This window comes from Microbacterium sp. AK031 (assembly GCF_024807145.1).
Lineage (GTDB): Bacteria > Actinomycetota > Actinomycetes > Actinomycetales > Microbacteriaceae > Microbacterium.
On sequence record NZ_JANUCA010000001.1, the window covers coordinates 130,859 to 156,535 of the forward strand.

A 25,677-nucleotide genomic window follows, 5' to 3' on the forward strand; every position below is an offset into this window, starting at 1 on the left:
TCAGAACTTCTCGGGGTAGAGGTGCTCTGCGATCTGACGCACCACGCTGATGTTCCCGAGCGTCCCGGGGAACATGTCGGCGCTGGCGACGGCGATCAGGCGGTCTTCCTTGACGGCGGGCATGTCGGGGAAGGTCGACGTGAGATAGGCGCGCACCGCAGCCTCGTGCTCGTCGTCGTGCACCGAGAAGACGAGTGCATCCGCCTGCTCCGCGGCCAGCGATTCCGGCGTGATCGTCGCTGCGAAGAAATCGGAGAACGCGGGCTGGTCGGGTGAGTAGACGGTGTCCGCACCCGCGAGCGTCAGGATGTCGTGCTCCACGCCGGCGCCGATCGCCGACATCGTCGTGCCCTCCACATAGACCTCTGCGACTCGAAGCCGGTCGACGTCCTCGATCGCGGTGGCGATCTCGGCGAGGTTCGCCTTCGCGTCGGTGATGAGCTCGGCCGCCGCATCCTGCACTGCAAAGATCTCGCCGAGGTTCTTCAGGTCGACGAACAGGTCTGCCACCTCGCCGCTCATGCGCCGCTCGAAGCATCCGCCGGTTGCGACGTAGACCGACGCCCCTGCTCCCTCGAGCTGTTCGATGCTCGCGAAGCCCTGCTCTGCGGTGAACTCGTAGGTCGTGGGGGAGTAAACGAAGTCAGGCGCGACAGCCAGAAGATCCTCACGGCTCGGCGGGGTGAGCCCCGCGAGCACCGGCACATCTGCGGCAAGAGCTGCCACGTCGTCCGGCAGTGCCAGAGCCGTCGCCTGCGCCTGCCCTACGAGCCGATCCGCCAGCCCGAGGCGGAGCAGGAGTTCGGTCTGGGAGGGGTGCATACCGACGACAGCGTCGGGTACGCCGTCGACGACGATCTCCCGGCCGCAGTTCTGCAGGGTCGTCCGGTGAGCGTCGGCGTCCGTGGAGTCACCGGGCGTCGACGCGACGGAAGTGCCGCAGCCTGTGGCCAGCAGCGCCACGAAAGCGAGGGCGGATGCCGCGGTGATCCGGGCAGCGTGGGAAGAAGCGGATTTCATGATCGGACACTTTCTGTTCGGGATGTGGACGGCACGCAGTCGTGCCGCTCTGCTTTCGGGCGACGGAACGCGAGCACCTCTTCGTCGGGATCGCCGACGAGGCGTGCGTCGACGTCGAATGTCGCGCGGATGAGATCGGGAGTCAGAATCTCGCTCGGCGGGCCTTCAGCGGCCACGCGACCGTCGGCGAGCACCACGACGTGGTCGCAGTACTGGAGCGCCAGATTCAGATCGTGCAGCGCGGCGATCACTGTACGTCCTAGCCCTCGCACGATCGACATGAGCTCGAGCTGGTGACGGATGTCGAGATGGTTGCTCGGCTCGTCGAGGACGAGAACCGGTGTCTGCTGGGCGAGTGCCCTGGCCAGCATCACGCGCTGCCGCTGACCGCCGGAGAGGGTGGCAGCCATCCGCTCCGCGAGGTCGCTCACGTCGACACTGCGCATCGCCTCGTCGACGATCCGCAGGTCCTCAGCGGTGTCGCGTCCGAACGACGCGCGGTACGGAGCGCGTCCGAGCAGTACGAGCTCATGGACGGTGAGGTCGAAATCGGTGTGCGGGTCCTGCAACATTACTGCGACCGTGCGGGCCGACTGTCGTCCACTGAGCCGATGCACGTCGGTGCCGTCGACGCGTATCCGTCCTTCACGTGGGCGCACGGCACGGTAGAGGGCACGCAGCAGAGTGGACTTGCCGCTCCCGTTGGGCCCGATCAGTCCCACGACGGTTCCGGATTCCGCGGTCAGTGATGCCCCGTGCACGATGTCGCGGCCACCCAGGGCCACGGTGACATCGTCGAACTCGACCTTCATCGGCCGAATCCCGCCTGCTCGGCTCCGCTTCGGCGCATCAGCCAGAGGAAGAAGGGCGCGCCGACGAAAGCGGTGAGGATCCCCAGGGGAATCTCGGTCGGCATCGCTACGGTGCGCGCGAGAAGGTCGGCCATCATCAGGAACACCGCCCCGCCGAGCAGCGTCACCGGCAGCATCCGTCGGTGATCAGAACCCACCACGATGCGGGAGATATGCGGGATGACGAGACCGACGAAGCCGATGCCTCCTGCCACGGCGACGACGGATCCAGTGAGGAGCGATGCCATGACGAGCATCAGCGCCCGCAATCGGGAGGGGTTCACACCGAGGGAGATCGCCGATTCATCCCCCGTCATGAGGGCGTTGAGTGAACGCGAGAGGAACATCGCCACGACGAAGGCGATTCCGAGCGCGATGGCCGGTCCGAGCAGGCTGGGCATCGTGGCGGCCGACACGCTGCCCAGGAGGAAGAAGAGCACGCTCACGACGTTCTGCGCGTCTGTCGAGATCGTGAGGTAGCTCGTGATGGCGCTGAACAGCGTTCCGAGCGCGACGCCGGCGAGGATCATGCGCGTCGGTGACAGCGCTCCGTCCTTCCTCGCCATGACAGCGACGCAGGCGCAGGCGACGACCGCGCCGATGAAAGCTGCGATGTTGAGCGAAAGCCCACCCAGCGTCGCCGATCCCAGCACGATGACCAGCACGGCACCGACGCTCGCACCGGAGGAGACTCCGAGGATGTACGGCTCAGCGAGCGGATTGCGGACGGTGACCTGCATGAGCGCCCCGGCGAGAGCGAGCCCTGCGCCGGCGAGACCTGCCAGAAGTGCGCGGGGCAGGCGGAACTGCCAGACGGCCTGATCCTGCAGAGGAGTCAGAGAGCCGTCGGACATCCAGGCCATTCCGGGAAGCAGATGCCCCAGAACGATCTGCGCGGCCTGCGCCGGATCGACCTCTACGGCGCCGACCGCTCCCGAGACGATCACGAGCAGAACGATCACGATCACAAGCGTGATGCTGAGCGCCGATGAGCGGCGAGCCAGCCGTCTCCCCGGGTGCAGCGAACGCACACGGCGCGAGGCATCGACATCTTTGGATGACGGCGCAGTGAGGTGGGGCACAAGCGCTCACCTTACTGAGAATGATTATCGAATTCAACACGACGCTTCGAGGAACGCTGTGGCCCTCTGGACTGCTATGTCCGATTTCCGCGAGTCAGCGGCATTCGGACGTGTCAGAGTTGATGCATGACCGTCCCCGAACTCAGCGCCATGAGCTTCGACGAGCGGTACCGGGCGATCGATGCGCGCGACATCCGCTTCGACGGGCAGTTCGTCACGGCGGTGCACTCCACCGGCATCTACTGCCGCCCCTCGTGCCCGGCGCGCACGCCCAAGCGGGAGAACGTCAGCTTCTATCCGACGAGTGCTGCAGCTCATGAAGCAGGCTTCCGCGCCTGCAAGCGCTGCCTGCCGGAGGCTGCGCCCGGCTCCCCCGCATGGGACGTTCGCGGCGACGCGGCAGCGCGTGCCATGCGCCTGATCGCCGACGGTGTCGTGGAACGCGAAGGCGTCTCAGGGCTCGCAGCACGGCTCGGCTACTCGTCTCGCCATCTCACCCGGCTGCTCACCACAGAGCTCGGTGCCGGCCCTCTCGCGCTCGCTCGCGCGCACCGAGCGCACAACGCGCGGATGCTGCTCGTCGGCACGGATCTCCCGATCTCGGACATCGCCTTCTCTGCGGGCTTCGCCAGCATCCGTCAGTGCAACGACACGATCAGAGAGGTCTTCGGATTGACGCCGACCGAACTGCGTGCCCGCCGAAGGATCACCCCGGTGGCGTCACCGGGGGCGATCGATCTGCTCCTGCCGCACCGCGAGCCGATGGATGCCGCAGGCATCTTCGCCTGGATGGCCGCGCGCGCCCTGCCTGGTGTGGAGAACGTGATCGACAACTCCTTCTCCAGGTACCTGCGTATGCCGGGTGGCCCCGCCTGGTTCGAAGTGCGCCAGGACGGCGGTTCGACGCTGCACCTGCGTGCTCGCGTCGCACACCTCGGCGACCTCGCCCCGCTCGTGGCCACAGCCCGACGGATCTTCGATCTGGACGCCGACCCCACGGCCGTCGACGCCGCGCTGTCGTCGCATCCGGAGCTCGCCCCGCTCGTCGCGCGGATTCCTGGCATCCGGGTACCGGGCTCCGCCGACCCCCACGAGATGCTCATCCGTGCGATGGTCGGGCAGCAGATCACAGTGGTCGCCGCCCGCACGGCTCTCACTGCATTGGCGGAGGCGCTGGGGGAGGAGATCGACGGCGGACACCACCTCTTCCCGACCATGGCGGCGATCGCCGAACACGGCTCAGAAGTGTTGCGGGGTCCTGCCGCGCGCATCCGAGCCATCACAGGTGCGGCCGCAGCACTCGCCGACGGATCGCTGACGCTCACGGTGGGCGATGACCGCGCCGCCCAGCGCGCGGCGCTCCTCGCCATGCCGGGCATCGGGCCGTGGACTGCCGACTACGTGCGGATGCGCGTGATCGGCGATCCCGACGTCTTCCTCCCCGGAGACGTCGCCGTGCGAGCCGGAGCAGCGGCATCCGGCCTCCCCGCCGATCCGAAGCCGCTCACCGCCTGGACGGAGCGCACCGCCCCTTGGCGCAGCTACCTCACCGCGCACCTGTGGCGCGCGGCCCCGGTGCGTCCATCCAGAACTCAGAAGACCAAGACAAAGGAGCTCTCATGACCGCTCTCATCCAGACCATCGACACCGCAGACGGCGCCTTCACCCTTCTCGTCGACAGCGAACAGCGCGTGCTCGCCTCCGGGTGGACCGATGAACACGACGCCATCATCACCCGGCTTGCGGAGCGCACTCGTCCCGCCGACATCAGAGAAGGCGAGACGGATGCCGCGGCCGCCGTCCGCGCGTACTACGACGGCGACCTCGCCGCCATCGACACCGTGCCGGTGCGTCAGTTCGGCACCGAGATGCAGCAGGCCGGGTGGGAGGCACTGCGCCGGATCACACCGGGGGAGCCGCTGACCTACACATCCTTCGCCGCAGGGCTCGGCAATCCGCAGGCGGTGCGTGCCGCGGCATCCATCTGTGCGCGCAACGCGCCGGCGCTCTTCGTGCCATGCCATCGCGTGCTGCGCTCAGACGGATCGTTGGGCGGCTTCGCATGGGGCCTGCCGGTGAAGGAATCGCTGCTCGCACGGGAGGCCGCGGCCTGAGGCCGCTGCGCCACGTCGACACGTCGAGGGAATGACTCTTGCGCCCAGCTCGTTCACAGCAATAGGCTGGAGGGCTGTCGCACCGACCGGGCGACGATGCCGAGCCTGAGGAGGACACCATGATTTCGATCGCCGTTGCGCAGATCACCGTTCTTGGCTCGAACCCGGTGTACCGCGGCTAGCGTTCCACCCCGCACAAAGCCTCCAGGCTCCAGGCTCCAGGCCGCACGGCCGAGCCCGTCTCACTCCTCTTCCGCATTGAAACTCGTCTGAGAGTCATGTCTTCCTCGTCATCGCAGAAACAGCCCTCTTCGCTGTCCACTCCCGCCGCGCTCTGGCGCCTGGCCCCATTCGTGAAACCCGTCTTCTGGCGGTTCGTCGGCGGTGCCGCGAGCGCGCTCGGCGCGGCCGTCATCGCCCTCATGATCCCGCTCGTCCTCGAGCAGATCGTGCAGGGGCCCATCCGCACCGGATCGGTCGGACTGATCGTCCTCGGCGCCGTCGTCGTGCTCGTGCTGGGCTTCGGCGAGGCGCTCATGGTGTGGCTGCGCCGCTGGTTCATCCTCAAGCCGTCCACCGAGGTCGAGTACCGCATGCGCACGCTGCTGTACTCGCGCCTTCAGACCCTCCCGGTCGCGTTCCATGACCGCTGGCAGTCGGGTCAGCTGCTCAGCCGCATGATGCAGGACATCGGCCTCATCCGCCGCTGGCTGGCGTTCGGGCTGATCCTGCTCGTCGTCAACCTGCTGACCATCATCATCGGAGCGGTCCTGCTGTTCCGCTGGCACTGGCTGCTGGGGACGATCTTCATCGTCACGGCGATCCCGCTGTGGATCACCGGCTACCGCTTCGAGAAGCGTTACGGGCGCCTCGCGCGTCAGAGCCAGGACCAGGCCGGCGACCTCGCCACCAGCGTCGAGGAGAGCGTGCACGGCATCCGCGTGCTGAAGGCATTCGGTCGCGGGAAGCACGCGCTCACCCGCTTCAGCACTCAGGCCGAGTCGTTGCGTACGACCGAGCTCAGCAAGGCGCGCGCCGTCGGATCCATCTGGTTCTGGCTCGACCTCATGCCGCAGATCGCGTTCGGTCTCAGCCTGATATCCGGCATCTGGCTGATCTCACAGGGTGCGATCGAGCTGCCGGAGCTTTTCGCGTTCTTCGCGATGGCGACCGTGCTGCGCTGGCCGATCGAGTCGATCGGATTCCTGTTCTCGTTCATGCTGGATGCGCGCACCGCATCAGACCGCGTGTTCGACATCTTCTCGGAGACGAACAGCATCACCGATCCGGAGCAGCCGGTGCACATCGAAGAGCCCCGCGGCGAGCTCGTCTTCGAGAACGCCCACTTTCGGTACCAGGATGCAGGCAGCGCTGAGCGCGACCTGCTCGACGGCATCGACCTGGTGCTGCGCCCCGGCGAGACCATGGCCCTCGTCGGACTCACCGGCAGCGGCAAGACCACGCTCACCACGCTGCCCACGCGTCTGTACGACGTGACGGGTGGGCGTGTCACGCTCGACGGCGTCGACGTGCGCGACCTGACCCTCGTCGAGCTGCGTCGCCACATCGCGATGGCGTTCGAGGACGCTACGCTGTTCTCGGCATCTGTGCGTGAGAACGTGCTGCTCGGCCGCGCCGAGCTCGACATCCACAGCGAGGAGGGCGAGCGTGTGCTGCGTGAAGCCCTCGACGTCGCGCAGGCGAACTTCGTCGACGCGCTGCCGAACGGTGTGGAGACGGTCATCGGCGAAGAAGGACTCAGCCTCTCGGGCGGGCAGCGTCAGCGTCTTGCGCTCGCACGCGCCGTGGCCGCGAATCCCCGGGTCCTTGTGCTGGATGACCCGCTCTCCGCGCTGGATGTCGACACCGAGGCACTCGTCGAAGAGGCGCTGCGCCGTGTGCTCGCCGACACCACGGCGATGATCGTCGCGCACCGTCCTTCGACGGTCGCGCTCGCCGACCGGGTGGCACTGCTCGAACGTGGCAGGATCACCGCCGTCGGCACGCACTCCGAGCTGCTGCGCACGAGCTCGCACTACCGGCACGTGATCTCCAGCCTCGAGGCGGAGGAGGCCGCACGAACGGGAACCATTCCGATCATCACGGATGAAGACCTGGAAGCGGCGGGCGCTGCAGACGAAGCATTCGCCACCGAGGAAGAGGAGGTGCAGGCATGAGCGCGACACTGACCGGCACCGAGGGCGAAGACCGCTCCAACTACACCCGCGAGGAGAGCAAGGCGATCCGCCAGCGTTCGCTGCGACTGCTCGGCTCTCTCGTGAATCCCTTGCGCGCACAGATCGTCCTCGCGGCGATCGTGCTCGTCATCTCGACGGCGCTGCAGGTCGCGGGCCCGATCCTCATCGGGATCGGACTCGACTGGGCGCTGCCGGCCGTCATCGACAACGCCGACTGGATGCCGACATTCGGCATCGTGCTCATCTACCTGGTCGCCGGCGGCGCTGCCGCGGCGCTGATCGGCTGGTACGTCGTGATCGCCGCACGCATCACGCAGGCTGTGTTGATCGACCTGCGCAAGCGCATCTTCCTGCACACCCAGCGGCTGAGTCTCGAGTTCCATGAGACGTATACGTCCGGACGCATCATCTCGCGGCAGACGAGCGACCTGGACTCCATCCGCGAGCTGCTCGACGGTGGGCTCAACAACCTCGTCTCCGGCGTGCTGTTCGGTGCTTTCACGTTCATCGCACTCGTGGTGTGGGACTGGCAGTCCGGTGTCATCCTGCTGATCGCGCTCATCCCGCTGTACCTGCTCATGCGCTGGTTCTACTCCCGTTCGCAGGTCATCTTCCGCGAGTCGCGTGTCATCAGCGCCAAGGTCATCGTGCAGTTCGTGGAGACCATGACCGGCATCCGCGCCGTCAAGGCATTCCGCAAGGAGCCGCGCAACGACGGGACCTTCCAGAAGGTCGCCGGCGACTACCGCGACATCAACCGTCGGTCGATGATGCTGTTCGGAACGTTCGAACCGGGGCTCATGACCGTGGCGGCCTTCACTCTCGGCATCGTCGTGCTCTGGGGCGGCATCCGCGTCTCGACCGGAGCACTGACCGTCGGTGTGCTGCTCTCTGCCGTGCTGTACGTGCGCAACTTCTTCGCGCCGATGCAGGAGATCGCGATGTTCCTGAACTCCTACCAGTCCGCCACGGCGGCGCTGGAGAAGGTCTCCGGCGTGCTGGACGAGGTGCCGACGGTGCCGGATCCCGAGAAGCCGGTCGACCTGTGGGAATCGCGCGGTCACGTGAACTTCGACGAGGTCACGTTCGGGTACTCGGGGGAGAAGACCATCCTGCCGAATTTCACCCTCGACATCCCCGCGGGTCAGACGATCGCGCTCGTGGGTACCACCGGAGCGGGAAAGTCGACGCTGGCGAAGCTCATCTCGCGCTTCTACGACCCGTCGCTCGGACGCGTCACCCTCGACGGGGTGGATCTGCGTTCGCTGCATCCGAAGGACCTGCGGCGTGCGATCGTCATGGTCACGCAGGAGGCCTACCTGTTCAGTGGAACGGTCGCCGACAACATCGCGCTCGGAAAGCCGGACGCCACGATGGACGAGATCCGCGCAGCGGCGAAGGCCGTCGGCGCTGATGAGTTCATCTCGGCGCTGCCGGACGGCTACGCGAGCGACGTGAACAAGCGCGGCGGTCGCGTGTCGGCGGGACAGCGGCAGCTGATCTCGTTCGCACGGGCGTTCCTCGCCGACCCCGCGGTGCTGATCCTCGACGAGGCGACGGCGTCGCTCGACATCCCGTCCGAGCGCCTCATCCAGGACGCGCTGCAGACGTTGCTCGCCGACCGCACGGCCATCATCATCGCGCATCGTCTGTCGACCGTCGCGATCGCCGATCGCGTGCTCGTGATGGAGCACGGGAAGATCATCGAGGACGACACACCCGAGACGCTGATCAGCGGCACCGGCAAGTTCGCGCAACTGCACGCGGCATGGCAGGAGACGCTGGTCTAGGCCGGCGTGCGCGCCGACTCCGGCGGGCAGCGGCAACTCTGGCGGCCATATCTTCGGATCGTGGCCGCCAGAGTTGAGTCCGGCTGCTGAAGTTGATGCGCTGGGGTCGGTACGGTGGCAAGCTGACTAGCATGAAGGAGTGGATCCCCTCATGCTGGCAGCCGAGTGGTGGTGGATCGCGCCCACCGTGGTCGGAGCGGGTGCCGTGACTGCGGCGGGGATGCATCGGCGCGGAAGCGCCAGCGGGCGACGTCTGGCGTTCGACGCCGCCAGAGAAGACCTGAAAGAGGCGCAGTACAGGGCAGCGGAGTCCCGGCGCGCGGTCAAGCTCGCTCGCGCGGAGTATGCGCGCCTGGTGGCCGAGCGCACCGCCTCACGCGCCTCTGCCTCAGATGTCGCGAGCGCCAGACGCGTACTCAAGACCGCTGAACAGGATGCCAGGGCCGCGACTGCCGATGTGCGGGCACGCCGCGTGCACCTGAACGTGGCGCGCGCGGAGATCCCGCTGGCATCCAAACCAGAGCGGTATCCCGTGGCGCGTCTGTATCGCGCGCACGATGCGATCACCGCGCGCTGGATGGACTACGAGACCGACCCGGCGAAGCTCATCGCCTATCCGAGCATGAGCGATGCCAAGGATCCTGCGACGTCGGCGTTCCTCAGTGCAGCGCGCAATGCCCAGGATCTGCGGCCGGCGGCGGGAGCGCGCACCACGACAGCGGAGTTCGCGGCGTATCGGGATGCCGTGGCGCAGCTCGAGCGCGCATTCGACGTCGCCGAGCATGCTGCCAAGGCGCGCGCTGCGGGCAGAGACCCGAACGCGGCACCGATCTGGCAGGACACCGCCCAGCAGGTCTTCACACGGTCGGCCGATGTGCTCGACAAAGCGGCCGGTGCCGCGGCGTCCGCATTCGCCGCCTGGAATGCGCGTAGCCGGCCGAATGCGGATGCCGAGCCCGACGCTCCTGCGACAGAAGAGCCGAAGCCCAAGCCGTCGAGGATCTGGCCGGTGCCGCGGCGCGATTCCTGACGGTTATGCCGGGATCGCGCGGGTGCGCACCAGCTCTTCGTACCAATGCCCCGACTCTTTGACCGTGCGCTCCAGAGAGTCGAAGTCGACACGGACGATCCCGAACCGTTTGGCGTAGCCGTATCCCCACTCGAAGTTGTCCAGCAGTGACCAGACGAAATAGCCGCGCAGATCGACGCCGCGCTCGATCGCTCGATGTGCGGCAGTGAAATGGCGACGCAGGTAGTCGGTGCGCTCAGGGTCGGGCACTGAGCCGTCTTCGGCGACCTCGTCCTCGAACGCGGCACCGTTCTCCGTCACCATCAGCGGCTGCTCGGGGAACTGCTCCGACAGCGAGACGAGGAGCTCCTCGAGCCCCTCCGGCGCGATGTTCCAGCCCATGGCCGTGTAAGGGCCCGGCTGCTGCACGAACTCGACGGCCTGGTCGCTGCCCGGCCATGCGGTGCCGGCCGATGTGCCCTTGTGCCCGTCGTTCTGCTGCTTCTCCGAGACTCCGTCCCAGAGCCGAACGGTCGCGGTCGAGTAGTAGTTCACGCCGAGCACATCGATCGGCTGGGTGATGGTCTTCAGGTCGCCGTCCTGTACGAACGACCAGTCGGTCAACTCGGCCGTATCGGCCAGCAGGTCAGCCGGGTACTCACCGCGCAGCATCGGATGCGTGAACGCACGGTTCGCGAGGGCGTCGATGCGGCGCATCGCCTCTGCTGAGCCGTCGCCCTGCCCGCGCAGCACATGGAAGTTCAGCGTGACGGAGTAGTCCGGATCTCCGGTCGATGTCGCACGCAGCGCCTGCACGGCGCGGCCGTGAGCGAGGTTCAGGTGGTGCACCGCCGACAGCGCCGACGCGGGCTCCGTGCGGCCGGGCGCGTGCCCGCCCTGACCGTATCCGAGATATGCCGAGCACCACGGCTCGTTCAGGGTCGTCCAGGTGTGCACCCGGTCGCCCAGCGTCGCCCCCATGATCTCCGCGTAGCGCTCGAACGCATCGGTCGTGGCGCGGGAGGTCCAGCCGCCTTCGTCTTCCAGATACTGCGGCAGATCCCAGTGATACAGGGTCGCCACCGGGCGGATGCCCCGCTCGAGCAGCCCGTCGACGAGGCGGGAGTAGAAGTCGATGCCGGCCTGGTTGATCCGGCCGTCGGCGGTGGGCTGGATCCGTGGCCACGCGATCGAGAAGCGGTACGCCTCGAGCCCGAGCTGCTTCATCAGATCGAGGTCTTCGTCGACGCGGTGATAGTGGTCGCATGCGACGTCGCCCGTGTCGCCGTTCCAGACCTTTCCGGGCGTCTTCGCGAACGTGTCCCAGATGGATGGCGCGCGGCCGTCCTCCGCTGCGGCACCCTCGATCTGGTACGAAGCGGTCGCCGAGCCGAACGTGAATGACGGTGGGAAGATCAGACCGGAGTCGCGGTAGTCTGCGGAACCCGTGGTGGGTGTCATTCGGTGATCTCCTCGAGGTCTGCGGTGACATGATCGAAGCGTTTCGATGACGCTACTTCAGCGATGCTAGACAACGACACCTATGAGCGCAACCTTTTTGCGGGCTCGGTCAACGAATCGAGAGGCACCCAAGACGACGTGGCCTCGGTGGGGGAGGGGATCCGAGACCCCGCCGCCGGTCTCAAGGTGCGAGACGGATCTCCGCGACGACCTCGGAGTACTCGGTCTCGCCGACCGGAGTGAAACCCACGCGCTGGAAGAACGCCTCAGGACCGTTGTCGCCGGCCTCGTAGATCACATTGACGTGATCCATCCCGCGCCGGCGGGCCTCGTCGAGAAGACTCTCGACGGCGAAGCGTCCGACGCCGCGACCCTGATCGTCGGCGTCGACGTTGATGCGCCAGAGCACCGAGCGGAAGTGCTCGTCCTCCGCTTGAGGGTCGAAGCTGGCACTGACGAATCCGACGACCTCATTGCGATCGAGGATCACACGCTGCCACGAGGTCTGCGGGTTGATCACGGTCGCCGCGATCCCGTACGAGACCGGAGCGAGGTACTGCTCCTGCCCTGGCTTGAGCGACAGGTTGTTCACGGCGACGATCGTCGCTGCAGAGAGTTCGACCACGCGCAGTTCCGTCATACGCCCAGGGTAACCGCTCCGGACGTCACGCGCGCGGAAAGATGACTGCGAACGTGGCCCTGGCCACTCAGGTATCTTGGTATCGAGACAGATTTGACTCGTGAACGGAGAATCTCCCGGTGACCGACGACGCCATCATCTACACCTACACGGACGAGGCACCGGCTCTGGCCACCGCATCGCTCCTCCCGATCGTTCAGGCCTACGCAGGCAAGGCCGGGGTCGAGATCGAGACCCGAGACATCTCGCTGGGAGGGCGTATCCTCGCCGCCTTCCCGCAGAGGCTCAGCGCTGATCAGGAAGTGTCCGACGCGCTTGCCGAGCTGGGAGGTCTCGCGACCCTCCCCGAGGCCAACATCATCAAGCTGCCGAACATCTCGGCATCCATTCCGCAGCTGAAGGCGGCCATCGCCGAGCTGCGGGCGCAGGGATATGACATCCCGAGCTTCCCGGATGAGCCCTCCTCGCTCGAGGAGAAGGACATCCGCGCCCGCTACGACCGCATCAAGGGCTCCGCCGTGAACCCGGTGCTGCGTGAGGGCAACAGCGACCGTCGCGCCCCTCTCGCCGTGAAGAACTACGCGAAGAAGCACCCGCACACCAACAAGCCGTTCGCCGAGGGGTCGAAGACCCGCGTCGCCACGATGACCGCCGCCGACTTCAAGCACAACGAGAAGTCGTGGGTCGCGGCTCACGACGACGTGCTCACCATCCGTCACACCGCCGAGGACGGCACGGTCACCGTGCTCAAGGACAACCTCAAGGTGCTGCCGCGCGAGATCATCGATGCCACGTTCATGTCGGCATCCGCCCTCGACGCCTTCCTCGCGGAGACGTTCGACGCGGCCAAGGCCGACGACGTGCTGTACTCGGTGCATCTCAAGGCCACGATGATGAAAGTCTCCGACCCGATCATCTTCGGCCATGTCGTGAAGACGTTCTTCGCAGATGTGTTCGCTCGCTTCGGCGACAAGCTGGCCGAAGCAGGCCTCAGCGCCAATGACGGACTCGGTTCGATCCTCTCCGGGCTCGCCGGCATCGACGGGGGCCAGGATGTCGCCGACGAGTTCGCTCGTGCGCTGGAGAGCGGCCCGCGCCTGTCATACGTCAACTCCGACAAGGGCATCACCAACCTGCACGTGCCGTCGGACGTCATCGTGGATGCCTCGATGCCCGCGCTCGTCCGCAACGGCGGCAAGCTCTGGGGTGTTGACGGCGGTGAGGACAACACTCTGGCCGTCATTCCCGACTCGTCCTACGCGAGCGTCTACCAGGCCGTGATCGATGACGTCATCGCTAACGGTCCGCTCAACCCGGCCACGATCGGCACCGTGCCGAACGTCGGCCTCATGGCACAGGCAGCCGAGGAGTACGGCAGCCACGACAAGACCTTCGAGATCGCCTCGGCCGGTCGCGTCGAGGTCGTCGATGGCGAGGGAACTGTCGTCATCGAGCACCAGGTCGAAGCCGGCGACATCTGGCGTGCAACGCAGACCAAGCACATCCCCGTCATGGACTGGGTCAAGCTCGCCGTCACGCGGGCACAGGCGAGCGGATCGCCGGCAGTGTTCTGGCTCGACCTGAACCGCGCGCACGATGCACAGCTGATCGCGAAGGTGCACCAAGCTCTGGCGACGCTGGACACCACAGGGGCGCAGATCTCGATCCTCGCCCCCGAGGAGGCGACCCGCTACACGCTCGCCCGCATGCGCCACGGCCTCGACACCATCTCGGTGACCGGCAACGTGCTGCGCGACTACCTGACCGATCTGTTCCCGATCCTCGAGGTGGGCACGAGCGCCAAGATGCTCTCGATCGTCCCGCTGCTCGCCGGTGGCGGACTCTTCGAGACCGGTGCGGGCGGATCCGCCCCGAAGCATGTGCAGCAGCTCGTCGAGGAGAACTACCTGCGGTGGGACTCGCTGGGTGAGTTCTTCGCGCTGGCGGCTTCGCTCGAGCACTTCGCCGACCGTAACAGCAACGAGAAGGCCCGCGTGCTGGCCGAGACGCTGGATGCTGCGACCGGGACGTTCCTGGAAGAGGACCGCTCACCCGGACGCAAGCTCGGCACGATCGACAACCGTGGCAGCCACTTCTACCTCGGCCTGTACTGGGCGCAGGAGCTCGTCGCGCAGACGAAGGATGCCGAGCTCGCTGCGGCATTCGCGCCGATCGCCGCAGACCTCGCTGCCAAGGAGCAGGAGATCGTCTCCGAGCTCAACGGCGCACAGGGTGCGGCTGTCGACATCGGGGGCTACTACCGCCCCGATGTCGACAAGGTCGCGAAGGTGATGCGCCCGTCAGCCACACTGAACGAGATCATCGACGCGATCTGACATTGACATGAGAAAGGCCGGATGCTGTGAGCATCCGGCCTTTCTCGTCGGTTGAGTCTCAGTAGTGGACGTAGACGTTGACGCCTTCGGGTGACCAGTTGTAGAGCCACTGCGCGGCAGACACGGGCATGCCCACGCAGCCGTGGCTCATCGGAGTGCCCCAGTTGCTGTGCCAGTAGACACCGTGAATGGCCTCGTCGCCGTTGAAGTACATGACCCACGGCACGTCCGGCTGGAAGTAGTTGGGCGGCTGCGTGAGGTCTCTGTTGCCCATGTTCTGGCTGCTGGTCTTCCAGCCGATCTGGAATGAGCCGGTGTGCGTGGGGAACTCGCCCGCTCCGGAGGAGACACTCCACGAATCGACGACGACGCCGTTCTCGATCGCCGAGACGGTCTGCGTCGACAGATTGATGTCGATCTCGCGCGCGAGAGTCGTGGTCGTGAAGGGGACCTCGGTGACCTCGAGTGGTTGGACGGCGTTGCCGGCCTCCAGCTTCTCGGCGAAGTCGGATGCAAGAGTGCCGGTGTCGCCGAGCGTGCGGCCGGTGACACCGGCGGTCAGCTCTCGGAGAACATCTCCGCCGGCGTTCGTGATCGACTCGGCGTTGACCGGGGCGCGGTCGACGGCAGCGGGCAACGCATCCACGGTGGTCTGGATGGCGGCCTCGTCGGCGATGACGCTCAGTTCGCCGTCCTGATCGACGATCTTGAGCCACGTCGCGGCGACTGCGGGGGCGATCGGCACAGTGCGCTCTTCGCCGACGTAGAAACCGATCGAGGAGAGCATCGTGTTGAGCTGTTCCGCGACTCCTGCGGCTTCGTCGTCGCTCACTGGTGCGGGGGCCTCGGCCGGGTCTCCCGTGTAGGTCAGAGAATCTCGGCCGTCGGCGAGAGCGGAAGTCATGGCGCTCGTGAGCCCATCCAGGTCGACTCCGGTGCCGGGGACGGCAGGAGTCGTGACATACGTCGCGCTGGCGGTGTCGAAGGCGACTCCGGCGTCGACAGCGTCCACGTAACTGGCGGGGATCATCTCGCGCAACGTGTCATGTGCGAGATCCGTGTCGAGGGTGATGACGCCGGCGATGGGCTCCGGCATCCAGGAGCCGACGTTCCACATCGGGTGTGAGGCGAACGCCTCGTCTGCGAGCGCACGTGCGTCGATCGACGCGCCGAGGTCGGCACCGGTCACGACCTGATCGTCACCCGCGCCGGTCAGTGTGATCTCGGTGTTGGTGAGGTGTGCGGTGACGACGTCTGCTGCGGCGCCTGGCGTGAGTCCACCCACAGGGACACCGGCGATCGCGGTGCCGGGCGCGATGAGGATCGTCGACGCGGCTGCGGCGCCGAGTACGAGAACCCCCATTGTGACGCCGACCCAGAGGCCGACCCTGCGCTTCTTCGGAGCGGGCTCGCGCGGTGCCCATTCCAGAGATCTTCCGCCCTCGAGAGGCGGGACGACAGCGGTCTGCGCGGTGTTCGCGTCAGGTGCTTCGATAAGACCGGTCACTTACTCACCCCCCCGTGATTCAGCGTGACATGTTCCCTTATCATACCGGGCGACAGATAACGGCAAGGCAACGGTTGTCGTGGAAGAACGGCGAAAGCCCCGCAACCGATCGGGGTTGCGGGGCTTTCGCTACGCAGAGATCAGCTGCAGAGTTCCTGCAGCGCCGTGGCGGATGCCGTGACGTCGCTGGTGATCGTGCCGATGTCGGATGCGGCATCGAGGTCCTCGTCGATGAGCACCTTGGAGAGCACGTCGCCGAGCGCGACGAAGTCCTCGTGCACGGCGGTCGTCGCTTCCTTCACCTCGGTGTTGGAGACGCTGTCCGCGGCTTCACCGAATGCGTCGACGACGGTGCTGAACTGGTCGACGGTGGTCTGCGGGTCGGTGGCGCCGGTCGTGTCGATCTCGCCGGCCGCTTCGCTGGCCTCCTGCAGCTTCGGGAGGACGATGCCACACGCCTCTTCGACGGACTGGTCGGTGTTCGTCTCCTCGACGGGGGCGGAATCGCCGCCCTCGTTGGACGTGTCGTCCTCAGCGGCGGGTGAGCCCGAGCAGGCGGTCAGGCCGAGCACGGCGACAGCGGCGATGGTCCATGCGGCGATACGGTGGTTCATAGGTTTCCCCTCAATCATCGCACCGCGAAATGCGGTGCGATTCTCCGGTCGTGCGACCAGTCAAACACAACTCGTGCTCGTGTGACGACGGGGAGAAGGACCCATGGGGCCGCGCTGGTCGCGCGCCGATCACTCGGAGACGATGGCGATGCCGTCGATCTCGACGAGCATCTCCTCCCGAGGCAGTCCGGTGAACACGGTGGTGCGCGAGGGCAGCACACCACTGGGCGTGTGCGCGCCGACGAACTCGCCGTAGGCGTCGTTCATGGTCGCGAAATCCTCGCGCTTCGTGAGGTACACGCGCAGCATCACGACGTCATCGAACGTCGCCCCGGATGCCTCGACGATGGCCTTGACGTTCTCGAGGGTGCGGGTGGTCTGTGCTGCGACATCACCAGGGAAGAGGTACTCGTTGGTCGTAGGGTCGACGGGCCCCTGTCCCGAGACCTGGACGAATCCGCCCTTGCGGACTCCCTGTGAGAAGGTGTGCGCCGGTGCGGGGGCGGAAGTGGTCGTGATTCGCGTCTTCGTGCTCATCCGACCAGCCTAGTAGCCTTGTTAGATGCCTCAACAAATCTCGGACCCGTTGCCTGGGCGCGTGCTCCTCAGTGCGGAGCAGGCCGCAGCAGGGCGCGTACGCGTCTACCGAGCAGCGACGGTGATAGACGGCACCGGCGCGTCACGTCACGTCGCCGATGTGGCGATCGAGGGGTCGCGGATCGTCGCCATCGTGGGCCAGGAGGATGCACGGAAGATCGAGATCGAAAGCGGACCCGTCGACCTCGAAGCCGTCGAGATCGACGCGCGTGGATTGGTGCTGACCCCCGGATTCATCGACATGCACGCGCACAGCGACCTTGCCGTGCTGGAGGGTACGGAGCATCGCGCCAAGATCCTGCAGGGCGTCACGACCGAAGTGATCGGCCAGGACGGCCTCGGCTACGCACCGCTCGACGACACCACGGCATCCGTCATCCCCGCGCAGATCGCCGGCTGGAACGGGCTGCCCGCAGCCGCGCCCTGGCGCACGATGGACGATCTGCTCATCGAGATCGACGCCGCGACGGTCGCGAACGTCGCTGTGCTCGTGCCGCAGGGCAATCTGCGCATGATCGCGGTCGGTCATGAGAACCGCCCGGCGACTCGCACCGAACTGCGGCAGATGACCGAGCTGCTCGGCGCGGCGCTCGACGCCGGCGCATTCGGCATGTCCAGCGGGCTCACCTACACGCCGGGCATGTACGCCTCCACCGCTGAGCTCGAGGCGCTCTGCCACGTCGTCGCCGAGCGCGGTGGCTACTGGGCGCCGCACACCCGCAGCTATGGCGCCACCGCGCTGGATGCGTATCGTGAGGCGCTCGACATCGGGCGTCGCACGGGATGTCCCATCCATCTCACGCACGCGACCATGAACTTCGCCCCTAACAAGGGTCGCGCCGACGAACTGCTCGCGCTGATCGACGAGGCGATCGCCGACGGCGTCGACGTCACACTCGACACCTACCCGTATCTGCCAGGTGCGACCACGCTGACAGCACTGCTGCCGAGCCGGCTCGCGGAGGGGGGCGACCTCATCGCCGCAATCAGACAGCTGGATGCCGACGGCCGCGAGCGGGTGCGCGTCGAACTCGAGGAGATCGGCTGCGACGGATTTCACGGCGAGCGAGCCGACTGGTCGAGCATCGAGATCGTCGGCACCGCGAATTCCGCACTCTCCCCGCTCGTCGGCAGGACGATCGCGCAGATCGCCGAGGAGGACGGAAAGCGCGCGGTGGACGTCGTGCTCGACACGATCGTGCAGGATGCCGGGGCCACCGGCATCCTGATGCACATCGGCGACGAGGACAACGTGCGGGCGATCATGCAGCACGAGCGTCACACCGGCGGCAGCGACGGCATCCTGATCGGCGCGAAGCCGCATCCACGCGGGTTCGGCGCGTTCGCCCGCTACCTCGGTCACTACGTGCGCGAGGCCGGCGTGCTGACGTTGGAGGAGGCCGTCCGCCACCTCTCCGGCACGCCGGCAGCTCGTCTCGGACTGCAGCGCGGTGACGCCCCTCGCGGGGTGATCAGCGAGGGTGCCACCGCCGACCTCGTGCTGTTCGATCCGGAGAGGATCGCTGCAGGGGCGACATTCGATGAGCCGCGAACCGATCCGGTCGGGGTCGTCGAGGTGCTGATCGACGGCATTCCGGTCGTCGAAGGCGGCCGCATCACCGGCGACACACCAGGACGCGCACTCAGGATGCCGCCAACACCGCACCGTGCGACGGTGCCTCTGATCGGTTCCAGGATCGATCCGGCGGCGGCACCGTTCGTCTGGACGCAGGACACACCGGTGCACGCATCGCCCGAGCTCGCGCCCGTCGCCGAGCTGCTGAGGGGAGACGGGCGTTCTCGCGCCACCGATTCCCTCGTCGGCCCGACTGATGCACCCGCGATCACTCTGACCGTGGACCCGGCAGTGGGGGAGAGCGCGAACGCCGACGGCCGCATCGGCGCGGAGGCGTTCCGCATCACCGTCGCATCCGAGGGCATCGAAGTGAGCGGCGCGACCGCGGAAGGTGTCTTCCGCGGCACCACGGCCCTGCGCCAGTTGCACGCGCCAGAGGACGACATCGCTCGCATCCCCGCCGGTGGCTGGCACGGCTCGCCTGCTTACGGCTGGCGCGGTGCGATGCTCGACGTCGCACGGCATTTCCGGCCCGCTGATGACATCCGCCGCCTGATCGACCTGCTGGCGCTGCATCAGCTGAACATCCTGCACCTGCACCTCACCGACGATCAGGGCTGGCGATTCGAGGTGCCAGGGTTCCCGAGGCTGACCGAGGTGGGCTCCCGCCGAGCGGCGACACAGCGCGGTCACGGACCGCTCGCCACAGTCGAACCGGGCGTGCACGAGGGGTACTACTCGACCGCCGAGCTGCGAGAGCTGGTCGAGTACGCTGCCGCGCGCTTCATCACGATCGTGCCCGAGGTCGAGCTGCCAGGGCATGTGCAGGCCGCGCTCGCCGCATATCCCGAGCTCGGAAACACCGACCTCCCCGGAACGGACGGGCCGGTCACCGGGCCGTGGGAGCGCTTCGGCGTCAACCCCCGCACGCTCGCACCGACCGAGGAATCGCTGGCGTTCGGGCGCGCATCGATCGATGCGCTGTGCGACATTTTCGACTCGCCGTGGATCGGGATCGGCGGCGACGAGGTGCCGGTCACGGAGTGGGCTGAGAGCGCCGCCGCCGCAGAGCGGATGCAAGAGCTCGGACTCGCGTCGCCTCGCGACGTGCAGCCGTGGTTCACTGCGCATTTCGTCGATCACGTTCGTGCGCGCGGGCGCACGGCGCTGGCCTGGGATGAGGTGCTCGAAGGGGAGGTTCCGGACGGCGTGCGGATTCTCGCGTGGCGCGGGCCCGTCGCGCTCGAAGAGGCCATTCGCCGCGGCATACCCGTCGTCGGCTGTCCCGACCTTGAGACCTACCTCGATTATCGGCAATCCGAGTCCGTCGACGAGCCGGTGCCGGTGGGGCCGCCCCTGACGCTCGAGCGCGCGTACACCCTGAGGCTTCCCGTAGGCGTCGTCGGCGGCCAGACCAACGTCTGGACCGAGCATCTGCCGACCCGCGATCGCGTCGATTTCGCCATGTTCCCCCGGCTCAGTGCGATCGCCGAGCGGCTCTGGGCGGGGGGCGAGCCCGAAGACACCGACGGGTTCCTGCGCCGCCTCGTCGTGCAGCTGCGGCGTCTGGCCACGGCCGGTGTGCGATATCGTCCTCTCGATGGGCCGACGCTCGAACAGCGGCGACCTGGCATCCCTGGCAAGCCGATGTCGGTCGCCGCGCGCGAGCAGATCGTCGCCGATCTCGTCGAAGGGCTGCGAGCGGAACCTCTGGAATCGTCGGAACACGGCGAGAATTCAAAATAACGTTTCGGTAACCCTCCCACCGCTCCGGTGGGTCACAGGTTGCGAAATTTTTGTTCGTAAGGTCTACTAACAAATATGTCCGAATCGGATCTGAGTCCACAGTCACCGACTGACTACGCCGGCGCCAGTTCGCATGCTTTCGGACCCTCTCGTCATCTGCGATCGCGCACCAAAGTGCTGCCGGAGCACGCTCGCGGACACAACCGCGCCCTCGTGCTGCAGACGCTCTACCACTCCGGCGCCATGAGCCGCGCCGACCTGTCACGCGAGACCGGGCTCACCAGGGTGACGATCTCCGACCTCGTCGCGGAGTTCGTCGCCGACGGCATCGTCGTCGAACTCGGCGTGCGCGAAACGGCCGGCCCGGGCAAACCGCCCATCCTCATCGACATCAATCGTCTCGGTCACCAGATCATCGGCCTGGATCTCTCGGATGCCGAGGCGTTCCGTGGGGCAGTGCTGAGCCTCGACGGGGACGTGCTCGAGCGACGCGAGGTCGCCCGTCCTGAACTGCCGGACGGCGGGGCCGCATACGCCGCTCTGCTCGAACTCAGCCGCATCCTGGTCGCCGCCGCGACAGCGCCCCTGCTCGGAGTGGGTGTCGGCACCCCGGGAGTGGTGCGCCCGGACGGTCTCGTGCTGAGTTCTCCGAACCTCGGCTGGACGGACTTCCGACTCGAGGCGCAGCTCGGACACGACCTCGACCTGCCCGTGCTCGCCCGCAACGATGCGAACGCTGCGGTGCTCGCGGAGTACACCTTCGGCGATGCCAGGGCCGACTTCATGCTCATCAAGATCGGCGTCGGCGTCGGCGCCGGACTCATCGCCGGAAGCCAGCCGCTCCTGGGCAGCCGCTTCGCCGCCGGCGAGATCGGTCACGTCGTCGTCGGCACGGACGGCGGCCCGCGCTGCGTCTGCGGCAGGGACGGCTGTCTGGAAGCCTGGCTGAGCGTCACGCGCCTTCGGGATGCCGTCGACGCACAGCCCGCCGCGCGCGAGGAGATCCTGCGCGACGCCGGCACGCGCATGGCCATCGCGATCGCGCCGATCGTGACGGCACTCGACCTCTCTGAGGTCGTGCTGTCCGGCCCTGCGGATCTGCTCGACGGCACGCTCATCGATGCCGCCACCGCCACCCTGCGCGAGCGCACCCTCGAGGGCGTCTTCGACGACGTCGTGATCAGACTCACCGGTCAGGAGGACATCGTGCTGCGCGGCGCCGCGGTCATGGTCCTCTCCGGGCAGCTGGGAGTCTCATAGTGGCATCGGCAGTGCAGACCGGTCGCGTCGGCCGGTCCGTTCGCTTCGGCCTGGACATCGGCGGTACGAAGACCGATGTGGTCGCGGTGTCGGACGGCGGAGAGATCATCGCGCGCTCGCGTCGCCCCACCGGGCACGGTGACGAGGCGGTGGTCGACGGCGTCGTGGAGAGCGTGGAGGCGCTGCGATCGGAGATCGGGATGGCTGCCAGCGAGGTGTTGAGCGTCGGCGTCGGCATCCCCGGCCTCGTCGACACTGCGAACGGCCGCGTGCTGCACGCCGTGAACCTCGGCGTCGAATCGCTCGATCTCGCGGCCAGGGCCTCTGAGCGACTGGACGTGCCTGTCGTCGTCGAGAACGACGTGAAGGCGGCGGCGCTCGGCGCCGCGGCTCTGCGCGGTGAGGCCGTGTCGATGGCGTACCTGAATCTCGGCACCGGAGTCGCAGCCGGAATCGTGATCGACGGCGCCATCTCGCGCGGATCGCGCGGCACCGCCGGCGAGGTCGGACACATCTCCGTCGACCCGAACGGACGACTGTGCACCTGCGGCCAGCGCGGCTGCATCGAGACGCTCTGCGGCGGCGGCGCTCTCGCCCGCGCATGGGGACGTCCCGGCGCTCTGCCGGTGCGAGACATCCTCGATGCCGCGGATCGCGGCGAACCCGATGCCGTGCTGCTGCGCGCCGACCTCGCCCGCGGTGCTGCGGCCGCGGTGCGCGTACTGGTGCTCACGGCCGATGTCGAGACGGTCGTCATCGGCGGCGGCCTCACCTCTCTCGGCGATCGCCTCGGCGACGGCATCCGCAATGCTCTCATCGCGGACGCGGCTGGTTCACCGTTTCTGCTGTCGCTGCACCTGGATGAGAGAATCGAACTGCTCCCGCCCGGTTCCCCTGCGGCTGCTCTCGGAGCCGCGCTGGTCGGCGCGCACACACCTCAAGAGGAGATCGTCATCCATGGCTGAAGTCATCATCGTCGAGAACGCCGCAGCCGCGGGTGCACTGGTCGCCGACGAGATCGTGCGACTCATCGTGGCCCGTCCCGATGCCGTACTGGGGCTCGCGACCGGATCCACGCCGCTGCCCGTCTACGAGGCGCTGCACGGACGGCTCGCCGGCACTGATGTGTCTCGGGTGAGAGGCTTCGCGCTGGACGAGTACGTGGGCATCGACCCGAAGCATCCGGAGAGCTACCGCTCGGTCATCACCCGCGAGGTCGTCGAGCCGCTCGGTCTGAATCCTGACCAGATCCACGTGCCGAACGGCGCCGTATCCGGCATCGAGCATTCGGGCGACGACTACGAGGCTGCGATCGAAGCGGCGGGCGGCGTCGACCTGCAGATCCTCGGAATCGGCACCGACGGGCACATCGGCTTCAACGAGCCCGGCTCGTCATTCGCATCGCGCACCCGCGTGAAGACGCTCACGGCGCAGACCCGCGAGGACAACGCCCGCTTCTTCGACTCGATCGACGAGGTGCCGATGCACTGCATGACCCAGGGCCTCGGCACGATCCTGCAGGCGCGCCACCTCGTGCTGCTCGCCTTCGGTGAGGGCAAGGCTGAGGCGATCGCCGCGGCCGTGGAAGGACCGGTCACCGCGATGATCCCCGGGTCGGCGATCCAGCTGCACCCGCACACCACCGTCGTCGTGGATGAGGCCGCTGCCTCTAAGCTCACGCTCGCCGACTACTACCGCTACACGTTCGACAACAAGCCGGCGTGGCAGGGGCTCTGAGCCGGACCTAACGCGCCTCCGACCATGCCAGGGGCAGCAGATGCTCCAGGCTGAGCGGTGCCAGCGGCATCGTGTTCACGTCGGCCGGCGTGATCCAGCGCAGTTCGGCGAGCTCCGCCTGCACGGCGACGGCGTCGGCCTCGATCGTGAGGGCGAACGCATCGGCGATCACACGGTGACCCGGTTCGTTCGCGGCGGCGGAGATGAACCGGCCGAGCGGGCGCAGCCCGGCCTCGTCGACCTTGAGGCCCAGCTCCTCGTCGAGCTCACGGGCCAGGGTCTGCGCGGCGCTCTCTCCGGCTTCCGGTTTGCCGCCGGGCTGCATGAACTTCGTCGTGCCGTGCTTGCGTACGACGAGGACCCGGCCGTCCGCGTCATGGATGATCGCTGCGCTCACGTGGATGTCAGGCACTGACGAAGACCTTTCCGGGGTTGAGGATGCCGAGCGGGTCGAACACGGCCTTGATCTGACGCTGCAGCTGCCACTGGGCGTCGCCGAGCTCCTCGGCGAGCCAGCGGCTCTTGAGCATGCCGATGCCGTGTTCGCCGGTGAGTGTGCCCCCGAGCCGGATCGCCGATCGGAACAGATCGTCGGCGGCAGCCCAGACCTGTTCCGGCACGACATCGCCCTCGAAGATGAAGTTCGGATGCAGGTTGCCGTCGCCCGCATGCGCGACCGTGGGGATATCGAGAGCGTAGGTGTGCTCTATGCGGGTGATCTCGTCGTACATCGCCGGCAGCGCGCTGCGGGGTACGGAGACGTCCTCGATGAGCGTGGTGCCGAGAGCGGCCATCGCACCGTGCATCGAGCGCCTGATGGCCAGCAGGCGCTCACCTTCGTGGCTGTCGTACGTCAGCGTCACCTGGCCGCCGCACTCACGCAGGGTCGCCGCGATGCGATCGGCCTCCGGCTGCGCCGCAGGTCCGTCGGTCTGGATCGTCAGCTGCGAGGTGCCCGCCGATGGCAGAGGCAGGGCCAGGAGGGCGTGGACGGCGGCGAGAGCCTTCGCATCCATCAGCTCCATGATCGCGGGCTGGGCGCCGGATGCCGTGACGGCTGCCGATCCGGCGGCCGCCGCGCGCACGGTCGGGAACAGCGCGGTGAGAGTGCAGATCTCGCCGACGACGAGGCGCCGAAGCTTCAGCGTCGCACCGACGACCACACCGAGCGTGCCCTCAGAGCCGATCATGAGCGAGGTCAGGTCGAGTCCCGTGACGCCTTTCACGCTGCGGTGGCCGAGATGGAGCAGCCGTCCATCAGCCAGCACGACATCGACCCCGAGCACGGCATCGCGCACGACCCCGTACTTGGCGCACAGCAGTCCGCCGGCGCCGGTCGCGATGTTGCCGCCGACGGTGGAGATGTCGCGGCTCGCGGGATCCGGAGGCCACCACATGCCGCGCTCTGCCAGCAGGGCGTTCAGCTCGGCGTTCAGGATGCCCGGCTCGACGACGGCGAACAGGTCATCCGGCCGCACCTCGAGCACACGGTTCATCCGCATCGTCGACAGGACGATCTCGCCGGGGCCGGCGTTGGCGCCTCCGGCGAGCCCCGTGCCGGCGCCGCGTACGACGACCGGAGTGCGCCCCTCAGCCGCGATCCGCATCGTCTGCTGAACGTGCTCGATCGTCTCTGCGTGCACGACGGCGAGCGGGCGACCAGGGGAGGAATGTCCGGAGCTATCTGCTCTCGCGGCTTCCAGGGAGTCCTCGGTGACATCGACGATGTCACCGAGCGTGCTCCGCAGGGCCGCGGCGACAGTCATCGCAAGTCTCGCCTGCCGGCGAAGAGCCCGGAAGTCACGGCGACGACCGCGAAGCCGAGTCCGACCCAGGCCTGATCCATCGACCACCACGCGAGCGTCACGCCCGCGTAGATCAACAGCTCGACGGCGGCGCGCACGAACGGATGCAGACTCAGCACCGGCCGCGGGGAGAGGAAGAGCGCCCACACCAGCAGGAGCAGCAGCGGAGCACCGATGCCGATCACGATGTTCCAGGGGAACGGCCACGTGGCGAAGCCCCAGAGCGCGAGCGAAGCGATCGCCGCGACGAGGATGACGGCCCGGATGATGTCGAGCGGAGTGATGTTCGGACGGTTGACACCGGGGACTGCGTCGGGGGCTTCGGGCATGCACC

The 25,677-nt window shown here is 67.3% G+C and carries 21 protein-coding genes; 10 read left to right on the forward strand and 11 right to left on the reverse strand.

Features of this window, described 5'->3' with window-relative positions; all coding sequences use genetic code 11:
• From HDC95_RS00580 to HDC95_RS00590, 3 genes are read right to left on the reverse strand one after another with little or no spacing between them, the layout of a single operon-like run.
• Positions 1-1,020, reverse strand: a complete 1,020-nt coding sequence (locus HDC95_RS00580; protein WP_259061249.1) for an ABC transporter substrate-binding protein — start codon at positions 1,018-1,020, stop codon at positions 1-3.
• Positions 1,017-1,832: an ABC transporter ATP-binding protein gene (locus HDC95_RS00585; RefSeq protein WP_259061250.1), complete on the reverse strand. Its 816-nt coding sequence runs from the start codon at positions 1,830-1,832 to the stop codon at positions 1,017-1,019. Before HDC95_RS00585 ends, HDC95_RS00580 begins: the two co-directional genes overlap by 4 nt.
• Positions 1,829-2,953 (reverse strand): iron ABC transporter permease, encoded by a 1,125-nt coding sequence (locus tag HDC95_RS00590; RefSeq protein ID WP_259061251.1) that lies wholly within the window; start codon positions 2,951-2,953, stop codon positions 1,829-1,831. Before HDC95_RS00590 ends, HDC95_RS00585 begins: the two co-directional genes overlap by 4 nt.
• Positions 2,954-3,079: 126 nt before the next feature.
• Here HDC95_RS00590 and HDC95_RS00595 point away from each other — a divergent pair, with 126 nt between their 5' ends.
• The 5 genes from HDC95_RS00595 (at position 3,080) to HDC95_RS00615 (ending at position 10,085) form a co-directional block, all read left to right on the forward strand.
• Positions 3,080-4,576 carry a DNA-3-methyladenine glycosylase 2 family protein gene (locus tag HDC95_RS00595; RefSeq protein WP_259061252.1) on the forward strand — a complete coding sequence of 499 codons (1,497 nt, stop codon included), beginning with the start codon at positions 3,080-3,082 and terminating at the stop codon, positions 4,574-4,576.
• Complete coding sequence (locus HDC95_RS00600) at positions 4,573-5,067, forward strand: methylated-DNA--[protein]-cysteine S-methyltransferase (protein ID WP_259061253.1); 495 nt, start codon at positions 4,573-4,575, stop codon at positions 5,065-5,067. Before HDC95_RS00595 ends, HDC95_RS00600 begins: the two co-directional genes overlap by 4 nt.
• A gap of 278 nt (positions 5,068-5,345) precedes the next feature.
• Positions 5,346-7,244 (forward strand): ABC transporter ATP-binding protein, encoded by a 1,899-nt coding sequence (locus HDC95_RS00605; protein ID WP_259061254.1) that lies wholly within the window; start codon positions 5,346-5,348, stop codon positions 7,242-7,244.
• Entirely contained in the window at positions 7,241-9,055 is a 1,815-nt protein-coding gene (locus tag HDC95_RS00610; protein WP_259061255.1) for an ABC transporter ATP-binding protein, read from the forward strand. Before HDC95_RS00605 ends, HDC95_RS00610 begins: the two co-directional genes overlap by 4 nt.
• Positions 9,056-9,194: 139 nt before the next feature.
• Positions 9,195-10,085 (forward strand): hypothetical protein, encoded by an 891-nt coding sequence (locus tag HDC95_RS00615; protein ID WP_259061256.1) that lies wholly within the window; start codon positions 9,195-9,197, stop codon positions 10,083-10,085.
• Between the two features lie 3 nt (positions 10,086-10,088).
• Here HDC95_RS00615 and HDC95_RS00620 read toward each other — a convergent pair whose 3' ends face one another.
• Both HDC95_RS00620 and HDC95_RS00625 read right to left on the reverse strand, forming a co-directional pair.
• Positions 10,089-11,525, reverse strand: coding sequence for a glycoside hydrolase family 1 protein (locus HDC95_RS00620; RefSeq protein ID WP_259061257.1), 1,437 nt, complete (start codon positions 11,523-11,525; stop codon positions 10,089-10,091).
• A gap of 181 nt (positions 11,526-11,706) precedes the next feature.
• Positions 11,707-12,165, reverse strand: a complete 459-nt coding sequence (locus HDC95_RS00625; protein ID WP_259061258.1) for a GNAT family N-acetyltransferase — start codon at positions 12,163-12,165, stop codon at positions 11,707-11,709.
• 119 nt (positions 12,166-12,284) lie between these two features.
• Between HDC95_RS00625 and HDC95_RS00630 the strand changes: the two genes are divergently transcribed.
• Positions 12,285-14,501 carry an NADP-dependent isocitrate dehydrogenase gene (locus tag HDC95_RS00630; RefSeq protein WP_259061259.1) on the forward strand — a complete coding sequence of 739 codons (2,217 nt, stop codon included), beginning with the start codon at positions 12,285-12,287 and terminating at the stop codon, positions 14,499-14,501.
• Between the two features lie 58 nt (positions 14,502-14,559).
• Here HDC95_RS00630 and HDC95_RS00635 read toward each other — a convergent pair whose 3' ends face one another.
• The 3 genes from HDC95_RS00635 to HDC95_RS00645 all read right to left on the reverse strand — a co-directional run bounded on the left by HDC95_RS00635 (position 14,560) and on the right by HDC95_RS00645 (position 17,159).
• On the reverse strand, positions 14,560-16,008 hold the full coding sequence (locus HDC95_RS00635; RefSeq protein ID WP_259061260.1) for a L,D-transpeptidase family protein: 1,449 nt from the start codon (positions 16,006-16,008) through the stop codon (positions 14,560-14,562).
• A 140-nt stretch (positions 16,009-16,148) separates the two neighbouring features.
• Positions 16,149-16,622: a hypothetical protein gene (locus HDC95_RS00640; protein ID WP_259061261.1), complete on the reverse strand. Its 474-nt coding sequence runs from the start codon at positions 16,620-16,622 to the stop codon at positions 16,149-16,151.
• Between the two features lie 129 nt (positions 16,623-16,751).
• Complete coding sequence (locus HDC95_RS00645) at positions 16,752-17,159, reverse strand: RidA family protein (RefSeq protein ID WP_259061262.1); 408 nt, start codon at positions 17,157-17,159, stop codon at positions 16,752-16,754.
• Between the two features lie 25 nt (positions 17,160-17,184).
• Between HDC95_RS00645 and HDC95_RS00650 the strand changes: the two genes are divergently transcribed.
• The 4 genes from HDC95_RS00650 (at position 17,185) to nagB (ending at position 23,538) form a co-directional block, all read left to right on the forward strand.
• The gene (locus HDC95_RS00650; RefSeq protein ID WP_259061263.1) at positions 17,185-20,541 is read left to right on the forward strand and encodes a family 20 glycosylhydrolase; all 3,357 of its coding nucleotides are present in this window, start codon (positions 17,185-17,187) and stop codon (positions 20,539-20,541) included.
• A gap of 75 nt (positions 20,542-20,616) precedes the next feature.
• The gene (locus tag HDC95_RS00655) at positions 20,617-21,801 is read left to right on the forward strand and encodes an ROK family transcriptional regulator (RefSeq protein ID WP_259061264.1); all 1,185 of its coding nucleotides are present in this window, start codon (positions 20,617-20,619) and stop codon (positions 21,799-21,801) included.
• Entirely contained in the window at positions 21,801-22,766 is a 966-nt protein-coding gene (locus HDC95_RS00660) for an ROK family protein (protein WP_259061265.1), read from the forward strand. The genes HDC95_RS00655 and HDC95_RS00660 overlap by 1 nt, the downstream gene beginning before the upstream one ends.
• Complete coding sequence (gene nagB, locus HDC95_RS00665; RefSeq protein WP_259061266.1) at positions 22,759-23,538, forward strand: glucosamine-6-phosphate deaminase; 780 nt, start codon at positions 22,759-22,761, stop codon at positions 23,536-23,538. The genes HDC95_RS00660 and nagB overlap by 8 nt, the downstream gene beginning before the upstream one ends.
• A 7-nt stretch (positions 23,539-23,545) precedes the next feature.
• On the opposite strand, the gene HDC95_RS00670 is transcribed toward nagB, so the two are convergent.
• Genes HDC95_RS00670 through HDC95_RS00680 form a run of 3 tightly spaced genes read right to left on the reverse strand, consistent with a single transcriptional unit; the run spans position 23,546 to position 25,672 of the window.
• Positions 23,546-23,950, reverse strand: coding sequence for an NUDIX domain-containing protein (locus HDC95_RS00670; RefSeq protein WP_259061267.1), 405 nt, complete (start codon positions 23,948-23,950; stop codon positions 23,546-23,548).
• A complete protein-coding gene (locus tag HDC95_RS00675) occupies positions 23,943-25,304 on the reverse strand; it encodes an FAD-binding oxidoreductase (RefSeq protein ID WP_259061268.1) in 1,362 nt (453 codons plus the stop codon). Before HDC95_RS00675 ends, HDC95_RS00670 begins: the two co-directional genes overlap by 8 nt.
• Positions 25,301-25,672: a YrdB family protein gene (locus HDC95_RS00680; RefSeq protein WP_259061269.1), complete on the reverse strand. Its 372-nt coding sequence runs from the start codon at positions 25,670-25,672 to the stop codon at positions 25,301-25,303. The genes HDC95_RS00675 and HDC95_RS00680 overlap by 4 nt, the downstream gene beginning before the upstream one ends.
• Between the last annotated feature and the right edge of the window lie 5 nt (positions 25,673-25,677).